The following is a 22916-nucleotide window of genomic DNA, read 5'->3' as shown; positions in this document are numbered from 1 at the left end:
CACGGCCTTACAACTACAACTCGGTCTAACACAGAGGGCGCTCGCCCTCAGTAATTAGTACAGACGAGTACGGCGTGCGTTTTCGCGAGCCAGTTTCTTCGCGTGACGTTTCACAGCGGATGCTTTAGCGCGTTTACGTTCGGTAGTCGGTTTTTCATAGAACTCACGACGACGAACTTCCGCCAGAACACCTGCTTTCTCGCAGGAACGCTTGAAGCGACGCAGAGCTACGTCGAACGGCTCGTTTTCACGTACTTTAATTACCGGCATGTGCCTCTCACCTTTGATTAAATCGGTTTGCCGCTGGCGTTCACGCCAGCTTATTTCAAAATGGTGCGGAATTTTACTGCAACTGGTGCTGCTTTGTAAAGCACCGCCGCCCTTTTTGAAAGGGGACTTTTGTAAGGGTGAGGAGTATACACGAACTCAGCTGCACAAGTGAGCAAAGTTTTACATCGCCCCCCATTCGCCCTACACTGCGCGCTATTGCAAAGAGGTAAACAGAGCCATGCGCGTACTGGGTATTGAAACATCCTGCGATGAAACCGGCATCGCTATCTATGACGACCAGAAAGGTCTTCTCGCTAACCAACTCTATAGTCAGGTAAAACTGCACGCCGATTACGGCGGCGTGGTGCCGGAGCTTGCCTCCCGCGACCACGTGCGCAAAACCGTGCCGCTGATTCAGGCCGCCATAAAAGAGGCCGGATTAACGGCCAAACAGATTGATGCAGTGGCCTATACCGCGGGGCCAGGCCTTGTCGGCGCGCTGCTGGTTGGTGCAACCATTGGTCGTTCGCTGGCCTTCGCCTGGAATGTTCCGGCGATTGCCGTACACCATATGGAAGGGCACCTGCTGGCACCGATGCTGGAAGAGAACCCGCCTGCGTTTCCGTTTGTCGCGCTGCTGGTTTCCGGCGGTCACACGCAGCTTATTAGCGTGACCGGCATTGGTCATTATGAACTGCTTGGCGAGTCTATAGATGATGCTGCCGGCGAAGCGTTCGACAAAACGGCCAAACTGCTGGGTCTTGATTACCCGGGCGGACCGATGCTGTCGAAAATGGCGGCGCAAGGCACAGAGGGGCGCTTTGTCTTCCCGCGTCCGATGACCGATCGACCGGGGCTTGATTTCAGCTTCTCCGGCCTGAAGACCTTTGCTGCCAACACTATTCGTAATAGTGGCAATGACGATCAGACCCGGGCAGATATCGCGCGCGCCTTTGAGGATGCGGTGGTCGATACGCTGATGATTAAGTGCAAGCGCGCGCTGGATCAAACTGGTTTTACCCGGCTGGTGATGGCGGGCGGCGTCAGCGCTAACCGTACGCTGCGTGCGAAACTGGGGCAGATGATGGAAAAACGTCGCGGTGAAGTGTTCTATGCGCGCCCGGAATTTTGTACCGATAACGGGGCGATGATCGCTTATGCGGGCATGGTGCGCCTGAAAGCGGGTCATGATGTCGGGCTTGGCGTGACGGTGCGTCCGCGCTGGCCGCTGGCGGAACTTCCCGCCGCGTAAGTTGCTGTTGCCCGGTGTTTTCACGCGCCGGGCAAGTTTACGCTTTATCCTGCCGCTTCTTCCTTTTCAGCTTCGTCCAGATTTTGCTCTCCTGATGCCGCCATAAACGCTGAATATTGTCATGATGACGCAGCAGGATCAGGCATGAGAGCATCGCCACTGGAAAGGTGAACTGCGGTTTAAACCACCAGACATAGAATGGCGCAATCAGCGCGCTGACAATTGCGCCCAGCGACGAGTAGCCGCTTAACAGCACCGTCAGCAGCCAGGTACCTGCCATTACGCCCGTTAAATCCCAGCCAATCGGCGCAATCGCGCCAAACGCGGTGGCCACGCCTTTACCGCCTTTAAATTTAAAGAATACCGGCCAGATATGGCCCAGACAGGCGGCGATAGCGATAAGGCCCAGCCAGAAGGGCGTAACGCCAAGCGCATAGGCGCCCCAGACCGGCAGCATCCCTTTTAAAACATCAAAAATCAGTACCGCTGCGGCTGCGCCCTTGCCGCCAATACGTAATACGTTGGTAGCACCGGGATTACCGGAGCCACTCTCCCGCGGGTCAGGGAAACCTGCAAGGCGGCAGACCAGGATGGCGCTGGAGATTGAGCCACAAAGGTACGCAAGGAAGATCATCCCAGGCGCGATTGCACTCATAACGCTGTTCCGTTTTGAAAATGTCGTTTTATTCTCTGCATCCATGGATAATACGCATAAATTTTGCAAAGTGGTATCCGGGTTTAGTGCAAATTCTGAAAGATAACCACTCAATTAGCGGCCTGGCGGCAGTAGTCCAGGCGCAAATAAGCAGGCGGAGAAAAATGGACATTGTATTTATCGAACAGCTTTCTGTGATCACCACCATTGGTGTTTACGACTGGGAACAGACCATTGAACAGCAGTTGATGTTCGATATCGAAATGGCGTGGGATAACCGCCAGGCGGCAAAGAGTGATGATGTTCAAGACTGCCTGAGTTATGCGGATATTGCCGATACCGTCGTCGGGCATGTCGAAGGCGCGCGCTTTGCGCTGGTCGAACGCGTCGCGGAAGAGGTGGCAGATCTGCTGCTTGCGCGCTTTAACTCCCCCTGGGTGCGCATCAAATTGAGCAAACCTGGCGCGGTAGCGCGGGCAAAAAATGTGGGTGTGATCATCGAGCGTGGCCTAAATCCGAAAAAAAGTTTTTAAATTCATCATCGTTAAACCAAACGCTAGTATTCAGGTCATAGATACGGCTTTTCGCGGCTTCTCCATTGGATGAGCCGTTTTTTATATCTTTTTAGGGGTTTATTTGATGAGCGATATGCACTCCCTGCTGGTGGCGGCCATTCTTGGTGTCGTTGAGGGGCTTACCGAGTTTCTTCCCGTCTCAAGTACGGGTCATATGATTATCGTCGGGCATCTGTTGGGCTTTGAAGGCGATACTGCAAAAACCTTCGAAGTGGTGATCCAGCTCGGCTCGATCCTCGCCGTGGTGGTAATGTTCTGGCGACGCCTTTTTGGCCTTATCGGCATCCATTTTGGCAAACCGCCGCGCCATGAAGGCACCGGCAGCGGGCGCTTGTCGCTGATCCATATTCTGCTCGGGATGATCCCGGCGGTGGTAATTGGCCTGGTGTTCCACGATGCGATCAAAACACTCTTCAACCCGAAAAATGTCGCCTATGCCTTAGTGGTTGGCGGCGTGCTGCTGATTGCAGCCGAGCTGCTAAAGCCGAAAGTGCCGCGCGCGCAGGGCGTTGATGATATGACCTACCGCCAGGCGTTTTTAATTGGCTGCTTCCAGTGTCTGGCGCTGTGGCCGGGCTTTTCCCGCTCTGGTGCGACCATCTCCGGCGGTATGCTGGTGGGCGTCAGCCGTTACGCGGCTTCGGAGTTCTCGTTCCTGCTGGCGGTGCCGATGATGATGGGCGCGACGGCGCTGGATCTCTATAAGAGCATCGGTTTTCTCACCACTGGCGATATCCCGATGTTCGCCGTCGGTTTTGTGACGGCGTTTATCGTCGCGCTGATCGCGATCAAAACCTTCCTGGAGCTGATTAAACACATCTCCTTTATTCCGTTCGCGATCTACCGCTTTATCGTCGCCGCAGCGGTCTACGTCGTCTTCTTCTAAGCGTTATCGCCCTCAGGCTTCGGGCTGAGGGCAGTGCTCTGCTTTCCACTGCGCAACCGCCGCAATACGTCGGCGGGTCAACTCTTCACGCACTGCCGCACCGGTAAAACCGGCTTCAATCACCGCTTTTGTCGGCACCGCGCGCGCTACTTCCCAGGCCGCACGCAGTAAGCGCCCCTGCGAGTAATCAATGGCTTCAAAGCCGGTACGCCCGCGCACATCCGCTTCGCTGGTCAGCGCGATTTGCTCGACCCGCTGCGGTTTGCGCCAGGCATCAATGGAGTCGAACAGCTTGACGATGGTTTTCGGCTGCAAAACAGGGAAGGTGTGGATCAGATCGTGGTACTCGGCCACCAGCTTCGCTAAATCGCGTAGCTCATTCGGCACGCGCAGGCGCTGGCACAACCCCTCAACCAGCCGGACACCCGCCGGGCCGTGGCCGTGATGGCGCGGCCAGAGCGCAGGGGGGGTCAGCCCTTTGCCGAGATCGTGGCACAGCGTGGCGAAACGCACATCCACCTCCGGGCTGAGCATCGCTGCCATTGATACCGTCATCAGCGTGTGAATACCGGTATCAATCTCCGGGTGCCATTTCGCCGGGGCCGGTACGCCAAACAGCGCATCGATCTCCGGGAAGAGTACCTTCAGCGCACCGCAGTCACGCAAAACCTGAAAGTAGACCTGCGGATTACGGGTGCGCAGCGCGCTCTCCGTCTCTTTCCATACTCGCTCAGGCGTCAGGTGCGCCAGCTCGCCGGCCTCGGTCATGTCGCGCATCAGCGTCATGGTTTCATCGGCAATACGGAAGCTGAGATGGGCGTAACGGGCGGCGAAACGCGCCACGCGCAGCACACGGAGCGGATCTTCATTAAACGCAGGGGAGACATGGCGCAGAATGCGCTGACGCAGATCCTGCTGACCATTAAACGGGTCGATAATCGTGCCGTTTTCATCCTGCGCCAGCGCGTTAACCGTTAAATCACGGCGCAGCAGATCCTGTTCAAGGGTGACATCGGGGGCGGCATAGCAGGTAAAACCGGTATAGCCGGAGCCGGACTTCCGCTCGGTGCGCGCCAGGGCGTACTCTTCGCGGCTTTGCGGATGGAGGAACACAGGAAAATCGCGGCCTACCTGCTGGTAGCCCGCGTCGAGCATCTCTTGCGGCGTGGCGCCGACCACTACCCAATCTCTGTCTTTGACCGGCAGACCCAACAATGTATCGCGTACTGCACCACCGACCAGATAACTCTTCACCCGCCACTCTCCTCTACACATTTGTCGTCAGATAATACGTAAGTGTAGAGAAGATGGCGAATCTGCTTAGTTCATCCAGCGATCTTTGCGTTTACGTGTCGGGATCATGTGCGGCAGTAACAGGCCGAGCAGCAGACCCGCGCCCAGCACGCCACCGCCATACATAAACCACTGCATAATGATGGTGCGCTGCTTGTCATCAAGCTGCAGGTTAGCGGCGTTGACCTTCTTCTGCGCGACGATCAGCTCATTTTTGAGCTTCTGGTTCTCATCTTTCAGACCGTTAATCACCCCGTCGCTGCGCGCCACTTTCTGCTGCATATCCGCAGTGCGCTGGTTCCAGGTGTTGTCGATATTGGTCAGTTTATCGGTCAACGTTTTCACCTGGTTTTCCAGTTCCGGCACGCGGGTGCGCAGGCTTGGCTGGGTGTTAAGCTGCTTAAGCGGGATCCAGGCAGTACGGCCGCTGCTGTCACGCACCTGGCCATACTCATTATTTTGTTGCAGTAGCGCGACCTCTTCACCGGCGTTTACCGTGCCAACAAGGCGGTAATTATCGCCGGGGCCGCTGCGGACCCAGGTGCTCAATTCGTCCGAAACATACCGCTTCTCTTCAGCGTGGGTGCCGACAGAGACGCTAAGCGCGAAAAGGGTTATTCCAATCAGGCGTAAATTTGGCATCAGGCAATCATTATTTTCTTTGAATGTGAATGGTAAACAGTGGCGACAGTCTGACGACACCCGGCAGGTACCATCAATCGGAATCTTCCAGATCAAACTGCGCACTGATGCGAACATTTGCACCCGCCAGATTGCGCATTCATGGCAATTTGGCAAAAAATACTATCTACTGACAAACCGAGGGCGCGTTAGTTCGCCAAAAATTTTCACTGATGTGACATAACCATAAGTGCAAGGCCATGGCTCAGGAAATTGAATTAAAGTTTATCGTGAAGAGCGACTGCGTGGAAACGCTTCGTCAACATCTTCATACGCTGACCGACGAACATATCGCGTCCAGCCAGTTACTCAACATCTATTACGAAACGCCTGACAACTGGCTACGCAGCCATGATATGGGTCTGCGTATTCGCGGTGTGAACGGCCAATATGAGATGACGATGAAAATCGCCGGTCGCGTGATTGGCGGTTTACATCAGCGCCCGGAATACAATATTCCCCTTGATAAGGCCGAACTTGACCTTTCGCGCTTTCCCGCTGAAGTGTGGCCCGAAGGCGGCCTGCCGGACGACCTGCAATCGCGCGCGCAGCCGCTGTTCAGCACCGATTTTTACCGCGAAAAGTGGCTGGTTAACGTCGGCGACAGCCGCATTGAGATTGGCCTCGATTTAGGCGAAGTGAAAGCGGGTGAGCTCGCCGAGCCGATTTGCGAACTGGAGCTGGAGCTGCTGAGCGGCGATGCGGCGGATATTCTCAAGCTGGCGCGCCAGCTGGCGACGCTCTCCTGCCTGCGTCAGGGCAGCCTGAGCAAAGCCGCGCGCGGGTATCATCTCGCGCAGGGCAACGCGCCGCGCGAACTTCGCCCGACCCCCTTTTTGCAGGCCGCGCCGAAAGCGACCGTCGAGCAGGCGTTTGCCAGCGCGCTGGAGCTGGCCCTCTCCCAGTGGCAGTACCATGAAGAGCTGTGGGTGCGCGGTAATGACGCGGCACGGCCTGAAGTGCTGCGCGCCATTGCGCTTCTACGCCACGCCTTTACGCTGTTTGGCGGTATTGTGCCGCGTAAAGCGAGCGCTCACTTACGTGACCTGCTGACCCAGGCGGAAGCGACGCTGACCTCTGCCGTCTCCGCTGAAACGGCGGTGTGGGATGTGCCGTCGGCAATGGCGAAACTGCTGTTAACGGAGTGGCTGGTGACTCAGGGTTGGCGCGCCTTTCTTGACGGAAAAGCGCAGGCGAAATTTGCCGACTCCTTCAAGCGCTTTGCCGATATCCACCTCTCGCGCACCGCCTCTGAACTGAAAAAGACCTTTGCTCACCATCTTGGCGACAGCTATCGCGATCAGCTGCCGCGCCTGGCGCGTGATATTGACAGCACGCTGCTGCTGGCAGGCTATTACGACCGGGCGCTGGCGAATGCGTGGCTGGAGAACTGGCAGGGGCTCTACCACGCGATTGAAACGCGTCAGAAAATCGAGATTGAGCATTTCCGTAATACCGCCATTAACGAGGAGCCATTCTGGCTACACAGCGGGAAACGCTAACGTAAGGACGTTTTGAATGCAGCACGCATCCCTCTTATCGCAACAGTGGCAAACGGTGCTTTCCCGCTTGCCGGAGGCGCTGACCGCCCGGCCGCTTAGCGCGCAGGCGCAGTCAGTGCTCACGTTCAGTGATTTCGTCCAGCAGAGCCTGGCCGCTTATCCCGAGTGGCTGGCAGAGCTGGAGAGCGCGCCGCCCACGGCTGATGAGTGGCAGCACTATGCGACGTGGCTGGATGCGCTGCTGCAAACCGTCACCGATGAAGCCTCACTAATGCGCGCGCTGCGGCAGTTTCGCCGCCGCATCATGGTGCGTATCGCCTGGGCGCAGGCGCTGCGACTCATCAGCGACGAGGCGGTGCTGCAGCAGTTAAGCGTGCTGGCGGAAACCGTGATCGTTGCCGCGCGGGAGTGGCTCTACAGCGCCTGCTGCCGCGAATGGGGAACGCCGTGCAACGCGCAGGGCGTTCCGCAGCCGATGCTGGTGCTCGGCATGGGCAAGCTCGGCGGCGGCGAGCTTAACTTCTCTTCCGATATCGATCTGATCTTCGCCTGGCCGGAAAATGGCGTGACGCAGGGCGGCAGGCGCGAGCTTGATAACGCCCAGTTTTTCACCCGCCTTGGACAGCGGCTGATCAAAGTGCTCGACCAACCGACGCAGGATGGGTTTGTCTACCGTGTCGACATGCGCCTGCGCCCGTTTGGCGAGAGCGGCCCGCTGGTGCTGAGCTTTGCCGCGCTGGAGGATTATTACCAGGAGCAGGGGCGTGACTGGGAGCGCTACGCAATGGTAAAAGCGCGCATCATGGGCGATGACGAGGGTGCGCATGCCAGCGAACTGCGCGCCATGCTGCGCCCGTTTGTCTTCCGCCGCTATATCGACTTCAGCGTCATCCAGTCCCTGCGCAATATGAAAGGGATGATTGCCCGTGAAGTTCGCCGCCGCGGCTTGAAAGACAACATCAAGCTCGGCGCGGGCGGTATTCGCGAAATCGAATTTATCGTGCAGGTGTTCCAGCTGATTCGCGGCGGGCGTGAACCGGCGCTGCAATCCCGCTCGCTGCTGCCGACCTTAGCAGCTATCGATCGGCTGCATCTGCTGCCGGAGGGCGATGCGGAGAAACTGCGCGCCGCCTATCTCTGGCTGCGGCGGCTGGAAAACCTGCTGCAAAGCATTAATGACGAGCAGACACAGACGCTGCCGGGCGATGAACTAAACCGTGCGCGTCTTGCCTGGGGCATGGGCGTGGAGAGCTGGGATGCGCTCAGCAGCCAGCTTGAGGCGCATATGGCCGCCGTGCGGCGTATCTTTAATGAACTGATTGGCGATGATGACGCGGAGTCCGCCGACGAGGCGCTCTCTGAGCAGTGGCGCGAACTGTGGCAGGACGCGTTGCAGGAGGAGGACAGCACGCCGGGGATTGCGCATTTAAGCGATGAGGATCGCCGTCGCGTGGTGGCGCTGATCGCCGATTTCCGCCAGGAGCTTGATAAGCGCCCCATCGGCCAGCGCGGTCGCCAGGTGCTCGATCACCTGATGCCGCACCTGTTAAGCGATGTCTGCTCGCGCGAGGATGCGCCGGTGCCGTTATCGCGCCTGACGCCGCTGCTTACCGGAATCGTGACCCGCACCACCTATCTTGAGTTATTGAGTGAATTTCCCGGCGCGCTGAAACACCTCATCTCGCTCTGTGCCGCTTCACCGATGGTAGCGAGCCAGCTGGCGCGCTACCCGATTCTGCTCGACGAACTGCTCGATCCCGCCACGCTCTACCAACCGACGGCGATGAATGCCTATCGCGATGAGCTGCGCCAGTATCTGCTGCGCGTGCCGGAAGAGGATGAAGAGCAGCAACTGGAAGCGCTGCGCCAGTTCAAGCAGGCACAGCTGCTACGCGTTGCGGCGGCGGATATCGCCGGCACGCTGCCGGTGATGAAAGTGAGCGATCACTTAACCTGGCTGGCAGAGGCGATTATCGATGCCGTAGTCCAGCAAGCCTGGGGGCAGATGGTGAAGCGTTACGGCCAGCCTGCGCATCTGCACGATCGCGAAGGGCGCGGCTTTGCGGTGGTCGGCTACGGCAAGCTGGGCGGCTGGGAGCTGGGTTACAGCTCCGATCTCGATCTGGTCTTTTTGCATGACTGCCCAATGGATGTGATGACTGACGGCGAGCGTGAGATCGATGGCCGTCAGTTCTACCTGCGGCTGGCGCAACGCATTATGCACCTCTTCAGCACACGCACCTCTTCCGGCATCCTCTATGAAGTGGATGCGCGCCTGCGCCCCTCCGGCGCGGCAGGCATGTTAGTGACGACCGCCGAGGCCTTCGCCGATTACCAGAAGAACGAAGCCTGGACTTGGGAACATCAGGCGCTGGCCCGTGCGCGCGTGGTCTATGGCGACCCGCAATTGACGGTGCAGTTCGACGCTATTCGCCGCGATATTCTGCTGACGCCGCGCGATGGCGCGACGCTGCAAACCGAAGTGCGCGAGATGCGCGAGAAGATGCGCGCCCATCTTGGCAATAAGCAGAAAGATCGCTTTGACCTGAAAACCGATGAGGGCGGTATTACCGACATTGAGTTTATCGCGCAATATCTGGTGCTGCGTTACGCCCACGATAAGCCGAAGCTGACGCGCTGGTCAGACAATGTGCGCATTCTGGAAGGGCTGGCGCAGAACGGCATTATGGAGGAGCAGGAGGCGCTGGCGCTGACCCATGCTTACACCACGCTGCGCGATGAGTTGCACCATCTGGCGCTGCAGGAGCTGCCGGGAAATGTGCCGCTCTCCTGCTTTGTCGCGGAACGAGAGCTGATCAAAACCAGCTGGGTGAAGTGGCTGGTGGAACCGTGCGCCCCGGCGTAAGTGTGATATCATCGCGCGCAAATTTTGTATCTCTCAGGAGACAGGAATGAAAGTTACGCTGCCAGAGTTTAAACAAGCCGGTGTGATGGTGGTGGGCGATGTGATGCTGGATCGTTACTGGTACGGTCCAACCAGCCGCATCTCCCCGGAAGCGCCGGTGCCGGTGGTCAAAGTCGACACCATTGAAGAGCGTCCGGGCGGCGCGGCGAACGTGGCGATGAACATCGCCTCGCTGGGTGCCTCCGCGCGCCTGGTCGGCCTGACCGGCATTGATGATGCGGCGCGCGCGCTGAGCAAAGCGCTGGCGGACGTTAACGTCAATTGCGACTTCGTTTCTGTTCCGACTCACCCAACCATCACCAAGCTGCGTGTGCTGTCACGCAACCAGCAGTTGATCCGCCTCGATTTTGAAGAGGGGTTTGATGGTGTCGATCCGCAGCCAATGCATGAGCGTATCAACCAGGCGCTGGGCTCGATTGGCGCGCTGGTGCTCTCCGATTACGCCAAAGGCGCGCTCAACAGCGTTCAGCAGATGATTGCGCTGGCGCGGAAAGCCGGTGTGCCGGTGCTGATCGATCCGAAAGGGACCGATTTTGAGCGCTACCGTGGTGCGACGCTGCTGACGCCGAATCTCTCCGAATTTGAAGCGGTGGCGGGCAAATGTAAGAGTGAAGAGGAGATCGTTGAGCGCGGCATGAAAGTGATCGCTGATTACGATCTCTCGGCGCTGCTGGTGACCCGCTCCGAGCAGGGGATGACGCTGCTGCAACCGGGCAAAGCGCCGCTGCATATGCCGACCCAGGCGCAGGAAGTGTATGACGTGACGGGCGCAGGTGACACGGTGATTGGCGTGCTGGCGGCAACGCTTGCGGCGGGTAATTCGCTGGAAGAAGCCTGCTTCTTTGCCAATGCTGCCGCCGGTGTGGTGGTTGGTAAACTCGGCACCTCAACCGTTTCGCCCATCGAGCTGGAGAATGCCGTGCGCGGTCGTGCGGAAACCGGCTTCGGCGTGATGAGCGAAGAGGAGCTGAAAGTGGCCGTTGCCGCTGCGCGTAAACGCGGTGAAAAAGTGGTGATGACCAACGGTGTCTTCGACATTCTCCATGCCGGGCATGTCTCTTACCTGGCGAACGCGCGCAAGCTCGGCGACCGCCTGATTGTTGCCGTCAACAGCGATGCTTCTACCAAACGCCTGAAAGGCGAAACGCGCCCGGTCAACCCGCTTGAGCAGCGCATGATTGTGCTGAGCGCGCTGGAAGCCGTGGACTGGGTGGTATCGTTTGAAGAGGATACGCCACAGCGTCTGATTGCCGGCGTTCTGCCGGATAAGCTGGTGAAAGGCGGGGATTATAAACCGGATCAAATCGCTGGCAGCGAAGAGGTGTGGGCGAACGGCGGTGAAGTGCTGGTGCTCAACTTCGAAGATGGTTGCTCGACGACGAATATCATCAAAAAGATCCAGAAAAACAGCCAGTAAGCGGCTGTTAACTCTGTAAAGCAGAACGGGCCTTGCGGCCCGTTTTTTATTACGGCGTATCGTCCACAGGCGGGATCGCCGGTGCCGGTTTTATCTCCGTCACCTCAGAGGCCACAACAGGCGCAGGAGCCGGTTGCGCGCTGGCAGCGGTGGAACCGCGGTTTTCCAGATCGTTCAGACGCTGCTCCAGCAGCGCCAGCTTTTCGCGGGTGCGCAGCAGAACCTGCGTCTGCACATCGAACTCTTCCCGGCTGACCAAATCAAGGCGGGTTAACTGCCCCTGCAAGGCCTGGCGAATCTTCTTCTCAACGTCTTCGCCAAGCTCACGGATCCCTTTCGGCATGGATTCGTGAACCTGTCGTGCAATCTGTTCAATTTTCTTCGGATCAATCATTTTCGGTTCCCTGCTCGGATGGGCTCAGCTAATTATTGTAGTGTGATAACCGCAGGTGATAAACCAGAATTGTTTGAAGCTTATGCATTGCCCGCCGTTATCATTGGCGTTATAGTTATCGCGCTTATTCTCAGGGCGGGGCGAAATTCCCCACCGGCGGTAAATCAGCGTACGCTGAAAGCCCGCGAGCGCTTCAGACTTCGGTTTGAAGGTCAGCAGATCCGGTGTAATTCCGGGGCCGACGGTTAAAGTCCGGATGGGAGAGAGTAACGATTCTGCCGGGCAAAGGTGCCCGCTCGCGTTATTTTTGGTCGTTTAATGACACTCCTAAGACTGCCCTGATTCTGGTAACCATAATCTTATTGAGGTCTTTTACCATGAATCAGACGCTACTTTCCTCTTTTGGCACCGCTTTCGATCGCGTTGAACAGGCGCTTGCCGCCCTGCGCGAAGGGCGTGGTGTGATGGTTCTCGATGATGAGAGCCGTGAGAACGAAGGCGATATGATCTTCGCCGCCGAAACCATGACCGTTGAGCAGATGGCGCTCACTATCCGTCACGGTAGCGGCATTGTTTGCCTCTGCCTGACCGACGAGCGTCGTAAACAGCTCGACCTGCCGATGATGGTGGAGAACAACACCAGCGCCTTCGGCACCGGTTTTACCGTCACCATCGAAGCGGCACACGGCGTTACCACCGGCGTTTCCGCCGCTGACCGCCTGACCACCGTGCGTGCTGCGATTGCTGACGACGCCAAACCGTCCGACCTGCACCGTCCTGGCCACGTCTTCCCGCTGCGCGCGCAGAAGGGCGGCGTACTGACCCGTGGCGGCCACACCGAAGCAACCATCGACTTAGTGTCGCTGGCGGGCTTTAAACCGGCCGGCGTACTGTGCGAGTTAACCAATGATGATGGCTCAATGGCGCGCGCGCCGGAGTGCATCGCCTTTGCGAAGCAGCACAATATGGCCGTCGTAACGATTGAAGATCTGGTGGCTTACCGCCAGGATCTGGAGCGCAAAGCCAGCTAACGGCGAGTGCTCAGCAGAGAAAATCCGATGCCAGCGGCGTCGGATTTTTTTTTGCCTGCGCCAGGTCAAAGTTTGGTGTGCTTACAGGACTTCCGCATTGCTATTAACCCTCTCTACTTATAAAGTGGTAGTCGCTGTGGCACGGAAATGCTGCGGCTAACCTATTATTTTTTCGAAGGTTTATTTGCGGAGGCGCCGTGTTTATTTCCTGGTATTGGTTACTGCTCGTGGTAGTGCTGGTGGTTGGTTATGTTCACGCCCTAAGACGCCGTTACAAGGCCTGCCGCCACGAGCGCGATGCCGTTTACGAGGGCTATCAGCGCGCGCAGGCGGAGCTGAAAAGGTTTCAGCGCGCAGGCCAGACCAAATAGCGCAGCCGTTAACCGCCGAAGCCCATCGCCTGTAGGGCGACCAGGCTTAAGCCCATCACCGACATGCCGCACAGCACGCCATAGCTTGGGTTGTTGTTGGGATCGATCTCCTTTGCCAGCGGCATTAACTCATCCACCGACAGCGCGACCATAATCCCCGCGACCGCCGCCATAATCGCCGCCATCACCACCGGCGAGACCAGGCTGCCGAGAATCAGCCACGCCAGCACGCCGCCCAGAATCTCCGCTAAGCCGGAAATACCGGCCCACATCACCGCGCTGCGCTTTGAACCCGTCGCCGCGTAGACCGGGCCTGCGACCGCCAGTCCTTCAGGAATATTGTGTAAAGCCACGGCAAAAGCGATGCCGAAGCCCAGCTCCAGATCGTTGCTGGCGGTGACATAAGTGGCGATCCCCTCCGGGAAGTTGTGCAAACTGATACCGAGCGTCAGCAGAATAGCGGTACGGCGGATGCCGCGCGGCAACGCCTCCTGCGAGCCCTGCATTAAATCCTGCGCATGGGCATGGGGCAGCAGGCGATCCAGCGCGAAGTAGCCGAGCAACCCCACGACAAACATGCCGTAACCGAGCATCGGCGGCATACTTTCGGTTGCTAGCGCGGCGGGGAGCATCTCCATTAACGAGATAAGCAGCATGATCCCGGCGGCAAAGCCGAGCGAAAACGCCAGTACGCGGTTGGAAGGTTTCTGGCCGATAACGCCCAGAATGGCGCCAATAAACGTGGCGGCGCCCGCCAGGATGGTCAGAATCAACGGGACTGACATACATCGCTCCTTTATGATAATCATTCTCATTAATGTAAGATTTCGTCCGCGGAAAAGCGAGGCAGCCACGGCACTTTTACGTATTCCTTACATTCAAAATTACTGACGATCTTCATCATGCTTATCTGAGTTCATCGCCCTGAGAAAAAGCGTAACCTGCTTTCATCATATTGGCATCTTCTGTAAGGATTTCCTCATGTCTGCACCTCGTATGCCCGCGCTGTTTCTGGGGCACGGCAACCCAATGAATGCGCTGCAGGATAACGTTTATACCCGCGCCTGGGGGAAACTGGGCGATACCTTGCCGCGTCCGAAAGCGATTGTGGCGATCTCCGCGCACTGGTTTACGCGCGGCACTGGCGTAACGGCGATGGAGACACCGCAAACGATCCATGATTTCGGCGGTTTCCCGCAGGCGCTGCACGACGTGCATTACCCCGCGCCCGGTTCGCCCGCGCTGGCACAGCGGCTGGTGGATCTGCTCTCACCGCTGCCGGTGACGCTCGATCATGAAGCCTGGGGATTCGATCATGGCTCCTGGGGTGTGCTGATCAAGATGTACCCCAATGCGGATATTCCCATGGTGCAGCTCAGTATCGACAGCACCAAACCGGCGGCGTGGCATATGGAGATGGGGCGCAAACTCGCCGCGCTGCGCGATGAAGGGGTGATGATTGTCGCCAGCGGCAACGTGGTGCACAACCTGCGCACGGCGCGCTGGCACGGTGACACCACGCCTTTTCCGTGGGCAGTCGGCTTCAACGATTTTGTGAAGCAGAATCTGACGTGGCAGGGGCCGGTTGAGCAGCATCCGCTGGTCAACTACCTCGAACATGATAGCGGTTCGCTCGCCAATCCAACGCCGGAACACTTCCTGCCGCTGCTCTATGTGCTTGGCGCATGGGATGGCAACGAGCCGCTGTCGATTCCCGTTGAGGGGATGGAGATGGCTTCCATCAGCATGTTGTCGGTGCAGGTGGGGTAAAAACGATGGCGCGCAATGCGCCATTTTTTTTGCGCCAGGATCGCGGAAACCGGAGAAAGATCGCAAAAAAACGCCGCTGAACCGGGGTTTTTATGAAAATAAAAAGATCTGTTCTGCAAAAATGAAACGCTGTGCTGAATTTGGTGTTTTTTTGTGAACCCCATCGTCGCGCAAATTCTCACCAGTAACTACTCTTCTGATTGTCCTGTTCTCATACCCATAACCACTCTCGACTCCCAGCCACGTGCTTTCTGCTCGCGGCAGTTTTGACTGTGCCAAAAATTAAACCTCTGGAGATCCGGCAATATGAACGCTGCACAACGTTTTCTGACTCTTTCGATCGGTTCCGCTCTGCTCTTTATGTCGCATACCGCGCTCGCACAAACGTTTCGCGCCGCCGATGTCCACCCGGCGGATTACCCCAATGTCGTGGCGGTAAAACATATGGGTGAGAAATTAAGTAAAGCTACCGATGGCCGGCTGGAAATTAAAACCTTTCCCGGCGGCGTATTAGGCGATGAGAAACAGGTGATTGAGCAGGCGCAAATCGGCGCTATCGATATCATTCGCGTTTCGATGACGCCGGTGGCGGCGATATTGCCGGAGATTAACGTTTTCACGCTGCCCTATATCTTTCGCGATGAAGATCATATGCACAAAGTGCTCGACGGCATGATTGGCCAGGAGATTGGCAACCGGCTCTCTGCGAGCAGCAAATCGCGGCTAATTTTCCTCGGCTGGATGGATGCCGGCACGCGCAACCTGATTACCAAAGCGCCAGTCACTAAAGCGGAAGATTTGAAGGGGATGAAAATCCGCGTTCAGGGCAGCCCGATTGCCCTTGATACTCTGAAAGCGATGGGGGCGAACTCAGTGGCGATGGGGGTGAGTGAAGTCTTCAGCGGCATGCAAACCGGGGTGATTGACGGCACGGAGAACAACCCGCCGACCTTTGTGGCGCACAACTATTTGCCGGTGGTGAAGAACTATACCTGGAGCAAACACTTCATTATTCCCGAGCTGTTTCTCTTCTCAAAAGCCAAGTGGGACAAGCTGAAAAAAGAGGATCAGGAGTTGATCCTTAAACTGGCGAAAGAGGCGCAGGCGGAGCAGCGTAAGCTGTGGAAAGCCTATAACGAGAAGTCGCTGCAGGCGATGAAAGCGGGCGGTGTGCAGTTCCACGATATCGACACCAAAGCCTTCTATGATGCCACGCAGTCGGTACGCGATAAGTACGGTAATGCGCACCAGGATCTGATTAAGCGTATTCAGGACGTGCAGTAAGCTGGCCGGGCAGGTTCGCCTGCCCGTTTGCGACTTCTACCGGGAAAACCGTTATGGCAGAACGCTATTCGTTGTTAATGGATATTCTCTATCGCCTCTCTATGTGGGTGGCCGGTCTGGCGCTGTTGGTGATGGTGGCGATTATCCCCGTAGGGATTTTCGCCCGCTATGTGTTGAACAGCGCGCTCTCCTGGCCGGAGCCGATGGCGATCATCTGTATGGTGACCTTTACCTTTATCGGCGCTGCCGTGAGCTACCGTGCCGGATCGCATATCGCCGTCAGCATGATGACCGACCGCTTAAGCGAACCGTTGCGTAAGCTCTGTTTCCTGCTGGCGGATCTGATGCTGATGGCGATCAGCCTCTTTATCCTCTGGTACAGCGCGACGCTGTGCGCCGAATTGTGGGAGCAGCCGGTGGCAGAGTTCCCGCTCTTTACCGCCGGAGAGAGCTATTTACCGCTGCCGATAGGCTCTGCGATCACCCTTCTGTTTATTGTTGAGAAGATGCTTTTTGGCGCGCAGTACCACCGTCCGGTGGTGATGCTCGGCTCGTCGAGCTGACTCCGGTAAGGAACCTTTATGGATGCATTTATTCTGGTCTTTACGCTCGCCATTATGTTGGCGATTGGCGTGCCGGTCGCCTATGCGGTCGGCATCAGCGCGGTACTCGGCGCGTGGTATATCGATATTCCGCTGGAAGCGGTGATGATCCAGCTGACCAACGGCGTGAATAAATTCTCACTGCTGGCGATCCCGTTCTTTATTCTGGCCGGGGCGATTATGGCGGAGGGCGGCATTGCCCGCAGGCTGGTCAACTTTGCCTATATCTTTGTCGGCTTTATCCGCGGCGGCCTGTCGCTGGTTAATATCGTCGCTTCGACCTTTTTCGGTGCCATTTCGGGATCGTCGGTGGCAGATACCGCCTCGATTGGCTCGGTGATGATCCCGGAGATGGATAAAAAGGGTTACCCGCGCGATTTCGCTGCCGCCGTCACCGCCAGCGGATCGGTGCAGGCGATCCTCACACCGCCCAGCCACAACTCGGTGATCTACTCACTGGCAACGGGCGGTACCGTCTCCATCGCGGCGCTGTTTATCGCCGGGATTTTGCCGGGCCTGCTGCTCAGTTTTACCCTGATGGTGATGTGCGTGGTCTTTGCCCATAAGCGCGGCTATCCGAAAGGGGAGCGGGTGCCGTTTCGCCAGGCGTTGAAGATCTTTGCCGATACGCTGTGGGGGCTGATGACGGTGGTGATCATCATGGGCGGCATTCTCTCCGGCATCTTCACCGCCACCGAATCAGCGGCGATCGCCTGTCTGTGGGCCTTCTTCGTCACCATGTTTATCTATCGTGACTACAAATGGTCCGAACTGCCGAAGCTGATGTACCGCACGGTGAAAACCGTCACTATCGTGATGATCCTGATTGGCTTTGCCTCGGCTTTTGGCGCGGTGATGACCTATATGCAGTTGCCGGGCCGCATCACCGAGGCGTTTACCCAGCTTTCTGACAACAAGTATGTGATTCTGATGTGCATTAACATCATGTTGCTGCTGCTCGGCACGCTGATGGATATGGCACCGTTAATCCTGATCCTGACGCCGGTACTGCTGCCGGTGACCAATGCGCTGGGCATTGATCCGGTACACTTCGGTATGATCATGCTGGTCAACCTGGGGATTGGGTTGATTACGCCGCCGGTGGGATCGGTGCTGTTTGTCGCCAGCGCGGTGAGTAAACAGAAGATCGAGCAGGTGGTAAAGGCGATGCTGCCTTTCTACGCCATCCTGTTCGTGGTGCTGATGCTGGTGACCTATATTCCGGCCATCTCGCTCTTCCTGCCGAAGCTGTTTGGCGTAATGTAAGCTGGGCCTGAGAGAATAAAAAACCCGGCGCTGATGGCCGGGTTTTTACTTATTCGACAAAGACATGTGGATAGAAGCGGGAGAGATCCTGGGTGATCAGCGCCCGATCTTCGCGGATGCCGATACCGGCAGGCTGATCGTTAATAAGCCAGCTGCCAATCAGCGTATAGCTGTCGCCAAATTTCGGCAGCGGGTAGAACTCCTGCACGATCATCCCTTCTTCGCCGTACGGGCCTTCCACCGACTCGACGGTTTTGCCGTTCTCAACGATCGAGACATTGGCACCTTCGCGGGAGAAGATCGGTTTCACCACATACTTCTCCATCGGCGGATGATCTTCATCGGCAAACCAGGCTGGCAGCAGATTGGGATGATTCGGGAACATCTGCCACAGCATCGGCAGCAGCGCCTTGTTGGAGATGATGCTCTTCCAGGCCGGCTCCAGCCAGCGCACGCCGGCATCTTCCAGCTTGGTGGAGAACATTTCCCGCAGCATGTATTCCCACGGATAGAGCTTAAAGAGGTTGCCGATCACCTGATCCTGCAGATCGGAAAACTGCCCCTTTTCACCAAGGCCAATATCTTCGATATAGAGAAACTCGGAGGCCAGCTCCGCTTCGGCCGCGCAATCCTGGAGATACTGCACCGTACCGCGATCTTCTACCGTATCGCGGCAGCAAGTGAAGTGCAGCAGCTGGAAGCCGTGCTGCTCGCGCAGCTCTGCAAAGCGTGCGATGAGCTTCTCCTGCAGGCTGTTGAACTGATCGCTGCCCTGCGGCAGGTTGCCGGCGTTGAGCTGATCTTCGAGCCAGATCCACTGAAAGAAGGCCGCTTCATACAGCGAGGTCGGCGTGTCGGCGTTATTTTCCAGCAGCTTAGGTTCACCGACGCCATCCCAGGCGAGATCGAGACGTGAATAGAGCGAAGGCTGACGCGTGGCCCACGACTGGCGCACAAAGCCCCAGGTGTGTTTTGGAATGCGGAATTTGGTCATCAGCTCATCGCTGGCAACGACCTTCTCTACCACCTGCAGGCACATCTGGTGCAGCTCGGCGGTGACATCCTCCAGCTTCTCAACCTGCGCAAGCGTCAGTTTGTAGTAGGCATCTTCACACCAGTAAGGCTCGCCATACATGGTGTGAAAATTAAAACCGTACTCCGCCGCTTTTTCGCGCCAGTCCGGGCGCTCGCTAATGCTGATTCTTTCCATCGACGTCAGCCACCCATTGAACGGCTGGAGGTGCCGGAGGCGCTGCTGCGCTGCATGGTGTTCTGTTTGGCGACCGATTCACCAAAGCCGCCGCGGGTTACGGTGGTAGTGGTGGCCGGTTTCGGTGCCATCGCGGTTTTAGGAACCGTTGCGGTACGGCCCGGCTGCGCTGTGCCATAACCTTTACCCGAGGCGTCGGTGTACTGACCGTAAGCCGGGCTTGCCGGGTTACGCGAGCTAAAGAGCGGCTGCTGAGCAAAGCCCGCGCCGCCGCCCATTAAGCGGCCCATCATGTAACCGGCCATCAACGGCATCCAGAAGCTGCCGCTGGACTGGTTCTGCGCCTGGTTTTCTGTGCCCGCCGCACCTACGCCTGCCTGTGCTGGCGCCTGCTGGCACTGGCCTTCACCAAACTCCGCCACACAATCTTCGCGCGAGGCGTATTTCGGCGCGGTACGTTCAGCTTCTTTTAAGGCATTGTTGTACGCGGCTTTACACTCCGCGCTTTTACCCGGATTCGCCGAGGAGCAGTCGTCGGCGTTCTGGTACATGGAAACCGTTTCGTCATTTTGTTCACAGGCTGCCAGCATAAACACGGCGGAGACCGCCAGCGCGACAGGCGTTAAATGACGTGCGCTCCAGCTTTTGCGGAACGTCGCATGATTAATATTTTTTGTCCGTTTCATTGTTATCTTCCTGTGGACCCAAAGGCATGAATAAAACAATCAGGATAGAGGATGGGGGGGCGAAGTTAAAGCGAGGCGAGAAGGCCTTTACGTTGCCTTACGTAAAAACGGGGGCTGTGTGCCCCCGTGATGTATTGCGGGTGTTTAACGGGTCAGGCCGGTGCGTGCGGCGGCAGGTTGTGCACCCGCGCCGAAGTTCTCAACCTTAGCCTGCTGCTCCGGGTTCTCCGGTGCCACGCTCTCTGGCGCAGTAGAGATGGATTTGCCCAGCGCACCGTTAAGCGCAACCAGATCCTGCTCATTCAGCGTACCGAGCGCCTGCTTAATATTAAGCTGGTTAATCAGGTAGTTATAACGAGCGCTTGAGAGCTGCTGCTTCGCGTTGTAGAGCGTCGTGGTGGCATCCAGCACGTCAACAATGGTGCGTGTACCGACCGAGTAGCCCGCTTCCATCGCATCAAGGGAGCTCTGCGCAGAGACCACCGCCTGTTTGTAGGCGTTGATGCTGCTGATCGAGGCGTTGACGTTATTAAAGGAGGAGCGAACGTTCTGCACTACGCTGCGGTGCGCGCTCTCCAGTTGCTCGCTGGCACCCACGAAGTTAAATTGCGCCTGTTTGACCTGCGAGTTTACCTGACCACCCTGGTAGAGTGGCAGTGAGAAGCTCAGGCCAACTTTGTTCTGACCGACGTCGGAGTCGCTGAACTGCGAGTTGTTACGCGTTCTGGAACCGCTGTAAGAGGAGTTCGACACGCCGGTAGAGGCAGTCAAATCCAGGGTCGGTAAGTGACCATCCTGCGCCTGGCGAATCTGCTCACGCGCCAGATCCTGGCTCAAACGCGCCTGCAACAGCGTCAGGTTGCGGTTTTCCGCTTCTTTCAGCAGGTTGTTCACCGGCTGCGGTTTGTCGGTCTTAAAGCTCTGGACGTTCAGCGACGCCAGTTCCGGGTAGTAGTTACCGGTCACCTGGCGCAGCGTCTCTACGGCGTTATCCAGTGCGTTACGCGCCGAAACTTCGTTCGCCAGCACGGTGTCATACTGTGAGCGGGCGTTCTGCACATCGGTGATGGCCACCAGGCCAACGTTAAAACGCTGGGTGGTTTGATCTAACTGGCGATAGATAGACTGCTTCTGCGCTTCGGTGTAGGAGAGCGTATCGATGGCGCTCAGCACGTTGAAGTAGGCGGTTGCGGTGTTCAGCATCAGCGTCTGCTGGTCGGTCTGCCAGGTGACATCCTGAATCCCGGCTGTTTTTTCTTGTAAAGTCAGCGCGCGCCATTTCGACATATCAAAAATGGTCTGCGTTAATTGCAGTGAACCGCTGGTCACGTTGGAATCGACGCCCTGGCTATCGCGGAAGCCGTTGGTATAGGTGTAGTCTGCCCCCAAACCAAGCTGAGGCAGTAACGGGCTACGCGCTTCATTGATCTTTTCGAAGGCGGCATCGCGGTCGGCGGCGGATTTACGCAGATCCGGGTTGCTTAAACGCGCCTGCTGATAAACCTGTAACAGGTTTTCTGCCTGGCTCATCGCACTGAAACCGGTCAGGCTCAGGCCGATAAAGAGGGGGAGCAATTTCTTCATTTGCATTCCTTGTTGTGAAGCAGTACTAGCGCTGATCTAAATTGGAAAAATAATCGCAGATTCTACCAGAAGTACGCACCGCGAAAGCTTGGCGTAACGTGCCATCGGCATAAATTTGCATCAATCTAACACATAGCGCTTGAAACACGCGTAAAACAGGCTTGAAAATCCACCGATTTATCATCACTTCATATGAGATGCCGCCAATGAATAAGCCAGACTCATCCATCGTCACTTTCACAAAAAATGATGTAGAAATTATTGCACGGGAAACGCTCTACACCGGTTTTTTTTCGCTTGTTCGCTATCGTTTTCGCCATCGTCTTTTTAATGGCGGAATGAGTGGCGAAGTGCAGCGTGAAATTTTTGAACGCGGTCACGCCGCAGTCTTGCTACCCTATGACCCTGTGCGCGACGAAGTCGTGCTGATCGAACAGATTCGCATTGCAGCTTTTGATACCAGCGACACGCCGTGGCTGCTGGAGATGGTTGCCGGCATGATCGAAGTAGGCGAGTCTGACGAAGAGGTCGCACGGCGTGAAGCGGATGAAGAGGCCGGTTTAGCGGTCGGACGCGTAAAAAGGATGCTGAGCTACCTGGCAAGCCCGGGCGGTACCAGCGAGCGCACTGCCGTACTGGTTGGTGAAGTGGATGCCACACAGGCCTCAGGTATTCATGGCCTTGTGGATGAAAACGAAGATATTCGTGTTCATGTGGTGAGCCGGGAACAGGCTTACCAGTGGGTAGAAGAGGGGACAATTGACAACGCAGCGTCTGTCATCGCCTTGCAATGGCTGCAGCTGCATTATGAGAGCTTACAAAACGAGTGGAAAAAATGAAGCGTTACACACCTGACTTCCCAGAAATGATGCGCCTGTGCGAAACCAATTTCGCCCAGCTGCGCCGCCTGCTACCGCGAAATGATGAGGCGGGCGAAGCGGTAAGTTATCAGGTGACCAATGCGCAGTACCGATTAACGATTGTTGAATCCACCCGCTACACTACGCTTGTGGAGATTGAACAGACCGCGCCTGCCGTCAGCTACTGGAGCCTGCCCTCAATGACAGTGCGCCTGTATCACGATGCGATGGTGGCCGAAGTGTGTTCGAGCCAGCAGATCTTTCGATTTAAAGCGCGGTATGATTACCCCAATAAAAAGTTGCATCAACGCGACGAAAAGCATCAAATTAATCAGTTTCTGGCCGACTGGCTGCGTTACTGTTTAGCACATGGAGCAATGGCGATTCCGGTTTGTTAGCGT

The 22916-nt window shown here is 56.9% G+C and carries 23 protein-coding genes and 1 riboswitch; of the genes, 14 read left to right on the top strand and 9 right to left on the bottom strand.

Annotated features, from left to right (window positions below; genetic code table 11):
* Nucleotides 1–54: 54 nt before the first annotated feature.
* Complete coding sequence (gene rpsU / locus SOM48_RS11160) at nt 55–270, bottom strand: 30S ribosomal protein S21 (RefSeq protein ID WP_001144069.1); 216 nt, start codon at nt 268–270, stop codon at nt 55–57.
* Between the two features lie 238 nt (nt 271–508).
* Here rpsU and tsaD point away from each other — a divergent pair, with 238 nt between their 5' ends.
* Nucleotides 509–1522: a tRNA (adenosine(37)-N6)-threonylcarbamoyltransferase complex transferase subunit TsaD gene (gene tsaD / locus SOM48_RS11155; protein ID WP_320511932.1), complete on the top strand. Its 1014-nt coding sequence runs from the start codon at nt 509–511 to the stop codon at nt 1520–1522.
* A gap of 37 nt (nt 1523–1559) precedes the next feature.
* Here the strand turns inward: tsaD and plsY are convergent, their stop codons facing one another.
* Nucleotides 1560–2177 (bottom strand): glycerol-3-phosphate 1-O-acyltransferase PlsY, encoded by a 618-nt coding sequence (gene plsY / locus SOM48_RS11150; RefSeq protein WP_023480785.1) that lies wholly within the window; start codon nt 2175–2177, stop codon nt 1560–1562.
* 164 nt (nt 2178–2341) lie between these two features.
* Here plsY and folB point away from each other — a divergent pair, with 164 nt between their 5' ends.
* Nucleotides 2342–2710 (top strand): bifunctional dihydroneopterin aldolase/7,8-dihydroneopterin epimerase, encoded by a 369-nt coding sequence (folB, locus tag SOM48_RS11145; RefSeq protein WP_042717959.1) that lies wholly within the window; start codon nt 2342–2344, stop codon nt 2708–2710.
* A 106-nt stretch (nt 2711–2816) separates the two neighbouring features.
* On the top strand, nt 2817–3638 hold the full coding sequence (gene bacA, locus SOM48_RS11140; protein ID WP_023480824.1) for an undecaprenyl-diphosphate phosphatase: 822 nt from the start codon (nt 2817–2819) through the stop codon (nt 3636–3638).
* Nucleotides 3639–3650: 12 nt separating this feature from the next.
* Here the strand turns inward: bacA and SOM48_RS11135 are convergent, their stop codons facing one another.
* Nucleotides 3651–4892: a multifunctional CCA addition/repair protein gene (locus SOM48_RS11135; RefSeq protein ID WP_054803009.1), complete on the bottom strand. Its 1242-nt coding sequence runs from the start codon at nt 4890–4892 to the stop codon at nt 3651–3653.
* Between the two features lie 66 nt (nt 4893–4958).
* Nucleotides 4959–5573 (bottom strand): TIGR04211 family SH3 domain-containing protein, encoded by a 615-nt coding sequence (locus SOM48_RS11130; protein WP_023480821.1) that lies wholly within the window; start codon nt 5571–5573, stop codon nt 4959–4961.
* 239 nt (nt 5574–5812) lie between these two features.
* Here SOM48_RS11130 and SOM48_RS11125 point away from each other — a divergent pair, with 239 nt between their 5' ends.
* The 3 genes from SOM48_RS11125 to hldE are packed head-to-tail and all read left to right on the top strand — an operon-like array spanning nt 5813 to nt 11457.
* Nucleotides 5813–7114 (top strand): CYTH domain-containing protein, encoded by a 1302-nt coding sequence (locus SOM48_RS11125; RefSeq protein ID WP_320511931.1) that lies wholly within the window; start codon nt 5813–5815, stop codon nt 7112–7114.
* Nucleotides 7115–7130: 16 nt separating this feature from the next.
* The gene (gene glnE / locus SOM48_RS11120; RefSeq protein WP_139965640.1) at nt 7131–9980 is read left to right on the top strand and encodes a bifunctional [glutamate--ammonia ligase]-adenylyl-L-tyrosine phosphorylase/[glutamate--ammonia-ligase] adenylyltransferase; all 2850 of its coding nucleotides are present in this window, start codon (nt 7131–7133) and stop codon (nt 9978–9980) included.
* Between the two features lie 46 nt (nt 9981–10026).
* On the top strand, nt 10027–11457 hold the full coding sequence (hldE, locus tag SOM48_RS11115) for a bifunctional D-glycero-beta-D-manno-heptose-7-phosphate kinase/D-glycero-beta-D-manno-heptose 1-phosphate adenylyltransferase HldE (RefSeq protein ID WP_023480735.1): 1431 nt from the start codon (nt 10027–10029) through the stop codon (nt 11455–11457).
* A 49-nt stretch (nt 11458–11506) separates the two neighbouring features.
* On the opposite strand, the gene ubiK is transcribed toward hldE, so the two are convergent.
* On the bottom strand, nt 11507–11851 hold the full coding sequence (ubiK, locus tag SOM48_RS11110) for a ubiquinone biosynthesis accessory factor UbiK (RefSeq protein ID WP_054803012.1): 345 nt from the start codon (nt 11849–11851) through the stop codon (nt 11507–11509).
* Nucleotides 11852–11973: 122 nt separating this feature from the next.
* A riboswitch (FMN riboswitch) is annotated at nt 11974–12123 on the top strand.
* Nucleotides 12124–12228: 105 nt separating this feature from the next.
* Between ubiK and ribB the strand changes: the two genes are divergently transcribed.
* Both ribB and SOM48_RS11100 read left to right on the top strand, forming a co-directional pair.
* Nucleotides 12229–12882 carry a 3,4-dihydroxy-2-butanone-4-phosphate synthase gene (gene ribB, locus SOM48_RS11105; RefSeq protein WP_023480747.1) on the top strand — a complete coding sequence of 218 codons (654 nt, stop codon included), beginning with the start codon at nt 12229–12231 and terminating at the stop codon, nt 12880–12882.
* A gap of 197 nt (nt 12883–13079) precedes the next feature.
* On the top strand, nt 13080–13253 hold the full coding sequence (locus tag SOM48_RS11100) for a hypothetical protein (RefSeq protein WP_042717974.1): 174 nt from the start codon (nt 13080–13082) through the stop codon (nt 13251–13253).
* An 8-nt stretch (nt 13254–13261) separates the two neighbouring features.
* Here the strand turns inward: SOM48_RS11100 and zupT are convergent, their stop codons facing one another.
* Entirely contained in the window at nt 13262–14038 is a 777-nt protein-coding gene (gene zupT, locus SOM48_RS11095) for a zinc transporter ZupT (RefSeq protein WP_023481018.1), read from the bottom strand.
* Nucleotides 14039–14234: 196 nt separating this feature from the next.
* On the opposite strand from zupT, the gene ygiD reads away from it, so the two are divergent.
* The 4 genes from ygiD to SOM48_RS11075 all read left to right on the top strand — a co-directional run bounded on the left by ygiD (nt 14235) and on the right by SOM48_RS11075 (nt 18175).
* Nucleotides 14235–15023: a 4,5-DOPA-extradiol-dioxygenase gene (gene ygiD, locus SOM48_RS11090; protein ID WP_054803014.1), complete on the top strand. Its 789-nt coding sequence runs from the start codon at nt 14235–14237 to the stop codon at nt 15021–15023.
* A 306-nt stretch (nt 15024–15329) separates the two neighbouring features.
* Nucleotides 15330–16307 (top strand): TRAP transporter substrate-binding protein, encoded by a 978-nt coding sequence (locus SOM48_RS11085; RefSeq protein WP_320511930.1) that lies wholly within the window; start codon nt 15330–15332, stop codon nt 16305–16307.
* 53 nt (nt 16308–16360) lie between these two features.
* Nucleotides 16361–16870, top strand: coding sequence for a TRAP transporter small permease (locus SOM48_RS11080; RefSeq protein ID WP_320511928.1), 510 nt, complete (start codon nt 16361–16363; stop codon nt 16868–16870).
* An 18-nt stretch (nt 16871–16888) separates the two neighbouring features.
* Complete coding sequence (locus SOM48_RS11075; RefSeq protein WP_042717980.1) at nt 16889–18175, top strand: TRAP transporter large permease; 1287 nt, start codon at nt 16889–16891, stop codon at nt 18173–18175.
* 49 nt (nt 18176–18224) lie between these two features.
* On the opposite strand, the gene SOM48_RS11070 is transcribed toward SOM48_RS11075, so the two are convergent.
* From SOM48_RS11070 to tolC, 3 genes are all read right to left on the bottom strand, one after another.
* Entirely contained in the window at nt 18225–19385 is a 1161-nt protein-coding gene (locus SOM48_RS11070) for a glutathionylspermidine synthase family protein (RefSeq protein WP_312199197.1), read from the bottom strand.
* 5 nt (nt 19386–19390) lie between these two features.
* On the bottom strand, nt 19391–20071 hold the full coding sequence (locus SOM48_RS11065; protein WP_320511927.1) for a DUF1190 family protein: 681 nt from the start codon (nt 20069–20071) through the stop codon (nt 19391–19393).
* A 144-nt stretch (nt 20072–20215) separates the two neighbouring features.
* Complete coding sequence (gene tolC / locus SOM48_RS11060; protein WP_263753919.1) at nt 20216–21655, bottom strand: outer membrane channel protein TolC; 1440 nt, start codon at nt 21653–21655, stop codon at nt 20216–20218.
* Between the two features lie 206 nt (nt 21656–21861).
* Between tolC and nudF the strand changes: the two genes are divergently transcribed.
* Nucleotides 21862–22494 carry an ADP-ribose diphosphatase gene (gene nudF, locus SOM48_RS11055; RefSeq protein ID WP_023480789.1) on the top strand — a complete coding sequence of 211 codons (633 nt, stop codon included), beginning with the start codon at nt 21862–21864 and terminating at the stop codon, nt 22492–22494.
* Nucleotides 22491–22913 (top strand): DUF1249 family protein, encoded by a 423-nt coding sequence (locus tag SOM48_RS11050; RefSeq protein WP_023480711.1) that lies wholly within the window; start codon nt 22491–22493, stop codon nt 22911–22913. Before nudF ends, SOM48_RS11050 begins: the two co-directional genes overlap by 4 nt.
* Nucleotides 22914–22916 lie beyond the last annotated feature (3 nt).

It is taken from the genome of Kosakonia sp. CFBP8986, assembly GCF_034044935.1.
GTDB classification, from domain to species: Bacteria; Pseudomonadota; Gammaproteobacteria; order Enterobacterales; family Enterobacteriaceae; genus Kosakonia; species Kosakonia cowanii.
Note: the sequence above shows the minus strand (reverse complement) of the source record. Positions and strands in the feature narration are given on the sequence as shown.

Excerpts from the sequence above, each read along its gene's own strand:
- rpsU (WP_001144069.1), bottom strand. The coding sequence starts at position 270 with ATGCCGGTAATTAAAGTACGTGAAAACGAGCCGTTCGACGTAGCTCTG.
- tsaD (WP_320511932.1), top strand. The coding sequence starts at position 509 with ATGCGCGTACTGGGTATTGAAACATCCTGCGATGAAACCGGCATCGCT.
- plsY (WP_023480785.1), bottom strand. The coding sequence starts at position 2,177 with ATGAGTGCAATCGCGCCTGGGATGATCTTCCTTGCGTACCTTTGTGGC.
- folB (WP_042717959.1), top strand. The coding sequence starts at position 2,342 with ATGGACATTGTATTTATCGAACAGCTTTCTGTGATCACCACCATTGGT.
- bacA (WP_023480824.1), top strand. The coding sequence starts at position 2,817 with ATGAGCGATATGCACTCCCTGCTGGTGGCGGCCATTCTTGGTGTCGTT.
- SOM48_RS11130 (WP_023480821.1), bottom strand. The coding sequence starts at position 5,573 with ATGCCAAATTTACGCCTGATTGGAATAACCCTTTTCGCGCTTAGCGTC.
- SOM48_RS11125 (WP_320511931.1), top strand. The coding sequence starts at position 5,813 with ATGGCTCAGGAAATTGAATTAAAGTTTATCGTGAAGAGCGACTGCGTG.
- glnE (WP_139965640.1), top strand. The coding sequence starts at position 7,131 with ATGCAGCACGCATCCCTCTTATCGCAACAGTGGCAAACGGTGCTTTCC.
- hldE (WP_023480735.1), top strand. The coding sequence starts at position 10,027 with ATGAAAGTTACGCTGCCAGAGTTTAAACAAGCCGGTGTGATGGTGGTG.
- ubiK (WP_054803012.1), bottom strand. The coding sequence starts at position 11,851 with ATGATTGATCCGAAGAAAATTGAACAGATTGCACGACAGGTTCACGAA.
- ribB (WP_023480747.1), top strand. The coding sequence starts at position 12,229 with ATGAATCAGACGCTACTTTCCTCTTTTGGCACCGCTTTCGATCGCGTT.
- zupT (WP_023481018.1), bottom strand. The coding sequence starts at position 14,038 with ATGTCAGTCCCGTTGATTCTGACCATCCTGGCGGGCGCCGCCACGTTT.
- ygiD (WP_054803014.1), top strand. The coding sequence starts at position 14,235 with ATGTCTGCACCTCGTATGCCCGCGCTGTTTCTGGGGCACGGCAACCCA.
- SOM48_RS11085 (WP_320511930.1), top strand. The coding sequence starts at position 15,330 with ATGAACGCTGCACAACGTTTTCTGACTCTTTCGATCGGTTCCGCTCTG.
- SOM48_RS11080 (WP_320511928.1), top strand. The coding sequence starts at position 16,361 with ATGGCAGAACGCTATTCGTTGTTAATGGATATTCTCTATCGCCTCTCT.
- SOM48_RS11075 (WP_042717980.1), top strand. The coding sequence starts at position 16,889 with ATGGATGCATTTATTCTGGTCTTTACGCTCGCCATTATGTTGGCGATT.
- SOM48_RS11070 (WP_312199197.1), bottom strand. The coding sequence starts at position 19,385 with ATGGAAAGAATCAGCATTAGCGAGCGCCCGGACTGGCGCGAAAAAGCG.
- SOM48_RS11065 (WP_320511927.1), bottom strand. The coding sequence starts at position 20,071 with ATGAAACGGACAAAAAATATTAATCATGCGACGTTCCGCAAAAGCTGG.
- tolC (WP_263753919.1), bottom strand. The coding sequence starts at position 21,655 with ATGAAGAAATTGCTCCCCCTCTTTATCGGCCTGAGCCTGACCGGTTTC.
- nudF (WP_023480789.1), top strand. The coding sequence starts at position 21,862 with ATGAATAAGCCAGACTCATCCATCGTCACTTTCACAAAAAATGATGTA.
- SOM48_RS11050 (WP_023480711.1), top strand. The coding sequence starts at position 22,491 with ATGAAGCGTTACACACCTGACTTCCCAGAAATGATGCGCCTGTGCGAA.